Source organism: Pedobacter sp. ASV12, from assembly GCF_016429155.1.
Taxonomy (GTDB): domain Bacteria; phylum Bacteroidota; class Bacteroidia; order Sphingobacteriales; family Sphingobacteriaceae; genus Pedobacter.
In genome coordinates, this window is sequence record NZ_JAELUC010000123.1 from 1 (window position 1) to 7,304 (window position 7,304).

At 43.6% G+C, this 7,304-nt stretch carries 8 protein-coding genes and 1 pseudogene; 6 read left to right on the forward strand and 3 right to left on the reverse strand.

What is annotated here, in order from left to right:
- Positions 1-95 precede the first annotated feature (95 nt).
- The 4 genes from JHD69_RS18375 to bla all read left to right on the forward strand — a co-directional run bounded on the left by JHD69_RS18375 (position 96) and on the right by bla (position 3,444).
- Positions 96-569: a hypothetical protein gene (locus tag JHD69_RS18375; RefSeq protein ID WP_233166037.1), complete on the forward strand. Its 474-nt coding sequence runs from the start codon at positions 96-98 to the stop codon at positions 567-569.
- 187 nt (positions 570-756) lie between these two features.
- Positions 757-2,211: a hypothetical protein gene (locus JHD69_RS18380; RefSeq protein WP_199141805.1), complete on the forward strand. Its 1,455-nt coding sequence runs from the start codon at positions 757-759 to the stop codon at positions 2,209-2,211.
- A gap of 2 nt (positions 2,212-2,213) precedes the next feature.
- Complete coding sequence (locus JHD69_RS18385; RefSeq protein WP_199141806.1) at positions 2,214-2,483, forward strand: hypothetical protein; 270 nt, start codon at positions 2,214-2,216, stop codon at positions 2,481-2,483.
- 82 nt (positions 2,484-2,565) lie between these two features.
- A complete protein-coding gene (gene bla / locus JHD69_RS18390; protein WP_199141807.1) occupies positions 2,566-3,444 on the forward strand; it encodes a subclass B3 metallo-beta-lactamase in 879 nt (292 codons plus the stop codon).
- A 30-nt stretch (positions 3,445-3,474) separates the two neighbouring features.
- Here the strand turns inward: bla and JHD69_RS18395 are convergent, their stop codons facing one another.
- Positions 3,475-4,236, reverse strand: coding sequence for a DeoR/GlpR family DNA-binding transcription regulator (locus tag JHD69_RS18395; protein WP_199141808.1), 762 nt, complete (start codon positions 4,234-4,236; stop codon positions 3,475-3,477).
- A gap of 111 nt (positions 4,237-4,347) precedes the next feature.
- On the opposite strand from JHD69_RS18395, the gene JHD69_RS18400 reads away from it, so the two are divergent.
- A complete protein-coding gene (locus tag JHD69_RS18400) occupies positions 4,348-5,031 on the forward strand; it encodes an HAD family hydrolase (protein WP_199141809.1) in 684 nt (227 codons plus the stop codon).
- A 75-nt stretch (positions 5,032-5,106) separates the two neighbouring features.
- On the forward strand, positions 5,107-5,298 hold the full coding sequence (locus JHD69_RS18405; protein ID WP_199141810.1) for a hypothetical protein: 192 nt from the start codon (positions 5,107-5,109) through the stop codon (positions 5,296-5,298).
- Between the two features lies 1 nt (position 5,299).
- Here the strand turns inward: JHD69_RS18405 and JHD69_RS18410 are convergent, their stop codons facing one another.
- Both JHD69_RS18410 and JHD69_RS21085 read right to left on the reverse strand, forming a co-directional pair.
- Complete coding sequence (locus JHD69_RS18410; RefSeq protein WP_199141811.1) at positions 5,300-6,802, reverse strand: retropepsin-like aspartic protease; 1,503 nt, start codon at positions 6,800-6,802, stop codon at positions 5,300-5,302.
- 74 nt (positions 6,803-6,876) lie between these two features.
- Positions 6,877-7,304 (reverse strand): annotated as a pseudogene (locus tag JHD69_RS21085) (thioredoxin family protein); the annotation flags it as partial.

Here is a 7,304-nt window from a genome sequence, read left to right on the forward strand (position 1 = left end):
CCCCCCCCCCCCCCCCCCCCCCCCCCCCCCCCCCCCCCCCCCCCCCCCCCCCCATTTTAGATGTGTATAAGAGACAGGGATTACACGGTATCATTATGGTATCGTTTTACTTGCTGCTCTTTTCATCAGTAATATTTGCAACATGGAAAATAGGTTCTGGATTAAGGAAGCTTGCATTTGCTGAACCACACGCTGTTGAAACACAGCAAGATAAAAATATTGCAAAAAACCAGCATGGCATAGAGATATTTGAACCAGCCGAAAATATCTTTTTGTACCTTCTCCCGGTATTTATTCTCTTCGGATTTTATAATTACTATAAAACCAATACCAGTATTTATTTGCTCAATGGAAATAAAGACAGAATTAACGAAGAAGTTTCAACAAGGTCGATGAATTTGACAAAAATGATCTTTATTTCAACGATCATTTCTTATCTCCTCATTAAAATTATTGAACAGATTTTTTACGGCGACGAAAAGTTAGAGTTGATGTACAGGCTTTATGCTTCGGGAGGAGTTTTACTTTTATTAATGACTTTCTTTTTACTGATGTATAGGAAACATTAAATTGAACATGATCATATCTTGATGGAATGCCTCTTATTAGTATAGAAGCCCATTCTAGTTAAGCGTTTTCGCAAAATGTTCTTGTTTTTTACAACTATAAAAATGTCGGATTTTTATAGTTAGCTTTAAGTATCTAAATGCTCAAAAGATGATTTCTTTATCTTATCTCGCTCTTTATAGGCCTGTTGTGCTTATTCGTGCAATTATTTTATTTCTTGGTCTGTCGTTTTTTTCGCTTGGACTTTACGCCCAAGAGAAAAATGACAGTGTCGGTAAAAAGTCCATTATTCCTGACAAGTGGAAGGCGTCGCTCAATGGGTCCTACAGTACTTTGGTTGGTGCCGATGGCAATGGTGGCACGATTGGCAGCTATGCCAGTTTAGATCCTTTAAATGCTTCGCTTTCTTTTAAAGGAACTATACCTATTGCGGCAAAAAGCGGAAGACTGAGTTTTTTGTCTGTTGCGGCGCAGGGAAACCTGGTGAATGGCAATTTTGCCACGGTCTTTAAAAATACCAGACTTAATACCAGTGCGGGCATTAATTTGGAATATAATTTTAGGTTTGGAAAAGACAATCCCGCTGAATTCGGAGCCAATGATGCAAAATATACAGCAGATATGCGTATGATAACCGAAGCTGAAGATCATGCCGTAAATGCCTATAAAAACGAAATAGCCAAAATAGCTACGAGGCAGGCCGCTCTGCAAGATCAAGTTGTACGCACCAATGCGCAAATAGCGGCCAAGGAGTTGCAATTAAAAGTCTTCGACAAAACCATAAACAACGCTACAGAAACCTATGAGGCTAAAGAGAAAGCCTATGTAGAAAGCCAGAAGATTGTTGCCGAATTGCCCAAAATGAGAAAAAGCCTAGAAATGGCCAATTTTCAGATCGACTCTTTGGGCATAGTATCGGCAAATAGTGGGGGATTGATTACCAAGTATCGCTTGCAGCAACGTAACCTTGCTAACGAAAAAAGAGCCAAGCTGCAAAACGACTATCAGTTTGCCGAGTTTAAGCTGTTTTGGATCACCTTAATCGCTGGCGCCGGCAAAGTGGATTACTATACTTTTGATGGTACAAAACCCTTTGCCGACCAGTTGCAGAACCCGAATTTGCCTACCTATAAATTTGGCTTTGCCTTGAACTTCTATGATCAGGACAACCTTACCAAAAAGGCATGGATGGCCAATTTAGGTGTGCAATGGATGAAAGACAATAACCTTTCCCTGCTGTCTACTCAGGAAATTTCGCAGGAATCGGTGTATAAGAATACCGCTGGCGACGTCACACGCAAAGCGACAAAAAAATACACGGCGTATACCGAGCCAGATAAAATAGCCGATTACCAGCAGCTTAGTGTTTTTTCCAACCTGTATCATATTTTCAACGGTGGCAATATTGCGCTCCATTTCTTCCCTTCATTTTACAAGCCTAAGGATAAGCGGGGCTATCTTGATACTGGTTTAGGGATGATGTTTTCTTTTAAAGACCAGAAGAAAGAGAAATCTACGCTGAACCTGGAAGCCTATTTTGTATCGGTGGATAGCTTTAACAGTTTGGATGCCACAAACAACTTCTGGGATAGAAACGAATTTGGGGTACGCATAACCTTGCCTTTTAACAAATTATTCAAATAGCTATGGCAAAGAAAAACAGTCGGCCAAAGGCTGGCAAAAAACCGGTACAGCTTAAGCAAAACCTTTACTTTGCGAAAACGCTGAAAAAGATAACGAGCGAATTTGATAACCATCCAAGGCCAGGTTGTGTTTATAGGGCCGTTTGTTACGATGAAAGTAAAAGACTTACCGGCTGGACAAGTTGGCAGGAAATGGAACAGGTAAGGGCTGAACATGAGGAAGATACAGGCCATATTACCGATTTTGAATTCAAGGCTGGAGCAATTGTTTAACTTGAAGTTTCAGAAAGAGCGATAAGATAAATTAACTTTTCCGGATATAAAATAACCCTTATCTTCGTGATTATTTCCATAGATGTTCAAGAACTCTTTCAAAACTGCTTTATTGGCTATTGCTTTGCTCTTGGCCGGTCTTTATGTAACAGCCCAACAGGTACACGAACCCACTGGTGGAGATCCTGATTGGTCTAAACCCTACCAGCCATTTCAAATTGTAGGTAATCTCTATTATGTAGGCACCTACGACTTGGCCTGTTACCTGATTACGACACCAAAAGGGCATATCCTTATCAATACTGGACTGGCTTCATCAGCTAACCAGTTGAAAGCTAATGTAGAAGCGTTGGGGTTTAAGTTTGCCGATATTAAGATTTTGTTGACCACACAGGCCCATTTCGACCACTTGGGAGCCATGGCAGCCATCAAAAAAATGACAGGTGCCAACATGATGGTCGATGATAAAGATGCTGCGGTAATGGCCGATGGAGGACGTTCTGATTATGCCTTCGGCAATGGAAAAATGACTTTTGCACCAATTAAAGCCGACAAATTATTGCCTGATCAGGCGGTAATTGAACTGGGAGGAATGCGACTTACCTTATTGCATCATCCTGGCCATACCAAAGGCTCATGTAGTTTTTTATTTAACGTAAAAGACAAAACCCGAACCTATCACGTATTGATTGCCAATATGCCGAGCATTGTAACAGAGAAGAAATTCTCAGAAGTAAAAGCTTATCCAGGCATTGCTAAAGACTACGCCTATACCTTAAATTCACTCAAAAACCAGGCTTTTGATATTTGGCTTTCTTCGCATGCGAGTCAATTTAACCTGCATGGCAAGCATAAACCAGGCGATGCTTATAACCCTAAGGCCTTTATCGATAGAAAAGGCTATGATCAAACATTAGCCGAACTACAAGAGGCCTATAACAAGAAACTGCGTCAGCGTTAAGGGTAATTAGCTATCGAAATCGGCGAATAATTAGATCACTTCAATTCCTTTTTTCTTGAAACTGAGTAACAGCTCCTCTTGTCCGCCGGTGGCATCGGTAATGAGCATGTCTAAATCGGTAACCGGACAAATGTAGAAAGCTTCTGCCGTATTCATTTTGTTTAAGGTGGCCAAGCCAATAATCCTTTTAGAAGTGCCAACCATTGTTTTTTTCATCAGTGCATCTTCGTAATGACGGGTGGTGATGCCTACTTCGGCGTGGATGCTGTAGATAGACAAAAAGCAAATGTCTGCCCTGATGCTTTCAAAAGCCTGCATGGTTTCGGGGCCAGAGGTGTTGAAGCCGAATTTAGACAATCGTCCGCCGGCAAAAATGACTTCTACGTTCGGGTGGTCTTCCAGTACATTGGCCACCGGAAAACTATTCGTTACCACCGTAATTTGGAGCGCTTTGGGCAAGTTCATCGCAATGGCCAAGGTAGACGTTCCGCCGTCAAATAGCACCACCTGGCCGTCTTTAAGTTGCGAAAGTGCCTTTAGCGCAATTTGCTGTTTGCCACTTACATCATACTTCTCACGGTCGCGGAAATGAATAGGGATGGGCGAATGCGCAATGGCACCCCCACGCGTGGCTTTCAGCAAACCTTGGTCGGCCAGTTCCTTAATGTCCCTCCTGATGGTATCTATGGAAACAGAGAGCTTTTGGCTCAGCGATTTCATGTCTACTTTGCGGACATCCGAAACCTGTTCCAGTATCAATTGCTGGCGTTCCTCTTTGCTTAAACTTTGCATAATCATGCAATATTAATAAAAATAATTGCAAATTTATTGCAATTTTAGTGCTTTTTTTTGCTAATTTTGCGATGTAATGTTGCAATTTATTGCAAATAAATATAAGCACACATGAATAATCAACCTGAAATTGCCGTTATCTTTGATATGGACGGCGTGATTGTAGACAGCAATCCTTTAATAACCGCTACCTGGCAAGCTTTTTTCGCCATGCACCAGATTGTTCTAAACGAAGAACAGCTTAACCATTATGTTTTTGGCCGGATGGGAAAAGATACCTTGAATATGGTATTTGATAGGCCTTTAAGTGAAGAAGAAGTGGCCATGCACCTCGAGAAAGTAGGAGAGGGGATTTTGGAAAGGTACAGGCGCGAAGGACAGCTTGTGCTGGGGTTTAAAACCTTCGTCGAATCTTTGCTGGATGCGGGAATCAAAATTGCCATTGCTACTTCATCGCCTAGCGAAAATGTGGCCGTTGTACTCGAAATGGCAGGTGTTACGCCTTATTTTGATATTATTTCCAATGCCTCGCACGTTACCCATTCTAAGCCTCATCCAGAAATTTACCTCAAAACGGCTGCGCGTTTAGGTGTCGATGTTGGCAGCTGCGTGGTTTTTGAAGATTCCTTTTCGGGGATCCAATCGGCCAAAAGTGCAGGCATGCATGTAATTGGTGTTACCACCACGCACAGCGAAGCCGAACTGGCATCATTAACGGATGCTACGGTTGCCGATTTTACCCAAATTGATGCCGCACAAATTAGGGCATTGGTACAGCCGGTTTCATGTTTATAAAAAAAACAAAACATTTTGGCCTTTCCACTCCTTTGTAAAAAGCCAACATGCATCAAGGCATGTTGGCCTGCAATGATGGAAAAGCCAAAGAAAAAATTGCCAAAAACAGCAGAGCAGGTGCCTGATGCACTTAATCGCTCGCATGAGAACGAACATCTTTCTGGGAGCAGACCGGTGGCCTATGGCAGTTCAACGCAAACCGATGGACATGGCAATCGGTCGAGACCTCAAGATACCGATAAGCAAAATCCTGATTCTAAGAATTAGCTTATTTGTTCACAACGATAACCTGCTTGGGGTCGGTAGCATTGATATTTAAACTGATAGGGCTTCCGGCTTGAAGCGCGAGCAGGGCCTCTAGTGGTTTGGCATTGTTCAATAAAACACCCGCCGAAACGCCGTTAATAGCATAAATACGTTGATTAACCTTTAAATTGGCATTTTGTGCAGGTTTAACGGTGGCCAAGACGCTTAGGTGGCCATCATGGTCAAAACCGAACAGGTAGTTGCCCAAAACAAAATCATAAGGATGGTTAAGGGAACTGTTGGGTACAAAGTGGATTTCCTTGGCCTGCATATTGATGGTAAAATTGTAACGGCTAATGATGCGTATACCAATAGAACCGTCAAAACCCGGGTTCCAATTTTCGCTTTGTCCACTGCCAGCCATTAAGGTTACAGGGTAGTTTAATAACTTGGGCATATTCTTGAATGCAAAAGAAGCTGCCCTGCCACTATATGTAGGAGTAGTAATGCCCATACTGGTGGTAGAGCCAAAATATTCTGATTTAAAGCCATTGATCAAGAGTTTGTGCTGCTTGACGAAAGGCCTGAAACAGATCAGGTTATAGGAGGCTCCGGTATCAAATACAAAATTGCCTTCGGCCAAGGGGCCATTGCCCACGCCCAAAACCCCGGCAATGATGAACAGGCCATTAGGTGCGGTTATAGGCACCGAAATACCCTTGTCGGGATATTGATAATCACCAAAATCGTAAAGAGAAAGCTCTTTTTTGTCGAAATCTACATGAGTGATATATCTTTTGGCCATGGCATTGCCCATAATCCCATCATAGTTACCCTTTACTTCGGGGAAGAACGCAATGCTTTGGTTTTTAAGAACAAAAGTATCCAGCGCCACGGTGTTGCCTTCCGAAACCGTAATTTGTAAGTTGCCGCCAACCACCGAAGCATTTTGCGACCGGTTGCCTTTAATGCCTAAAGAATCAGCTTTGGCTTTGGTAATTGCCATGCCATCAGCTCCCGTGTCGAACAGCATTTTTAGCGGTTTTGCCTGGTTGTTGAGTTTTACGCTTAGAATAATAGAACCATTCTCAAGTTCGAAGGGTATTTTAGCGCGAAGTTTCGAAACTTGGTAACGGTTCATGCCATACAAGGCATCGAAAGCAGTGGCATAACAGAGCTTGTATTGCTCATCCACCATATAAACTTGCGCCTTGTCTGCCTTTCCCTTGTTGTAGGGGATTACATTGAGCCTGATCAATTTGTCCTGTTTGCTTTCGCTTTGGAGCTGTACAGAATCGCAGGGATAGCGCTCTACGATGATTTTCAATAACTTTTGGGCGTAGGGCATGGTATAGGCAGCGATCGAAAAATCGACACTCAATGAACTTTCTAAAGTATCGGCATTCTTATGCTTGAACATCAGGTTGAGCTGCTTGATCAGGACATCAGCCTTGCTTTGGGCAAGTGTGCCGATACTGAGTAGGCAAAATAATAGGCAAAAAGAAGCCCTGTATATTCTTTTCATGGATATAGAATAAAGTTGGAGGGAATGAGAAGAGGCGCCAACGGATACGAATATCCATTGACAACCTCTAACCTTTATTTTGCGGCCTCAGCCAATAAGAGTTGCTTTAGTTTCGGATCGGATGGGCGTGGCGAATCGACAGTCACGATTTTTCCGTTTTTGTCGAATACCAAAAAGCGCGGAATGGCATTGATTTTATAGTATTTGGAGAAATCGTTTCCCGGCCCGTTGGCAAATAACTGCAATCCGCCCAGGTTTTCGTCCTTGATCATTTGCAACCATTTTTCTTTATCCTTAGGGTCGTCGGTAGACCTGTCTCTTATACACATCTCCGAGCCCACGAGACAGTACTCATGATCTCGTATGCCGTCTTCGGCGTGAAAAAGGGGGGGGGGGGGGGGGGGGGGGGGGGGGGGGGGGGGGGGGGGGGGGGGGGGGGGGGGGGGGGGGGGGGGGGGGGGGGGGGGGGGGGGGGGGGGGGGGGGGGGGGGGGGGGGGGGGG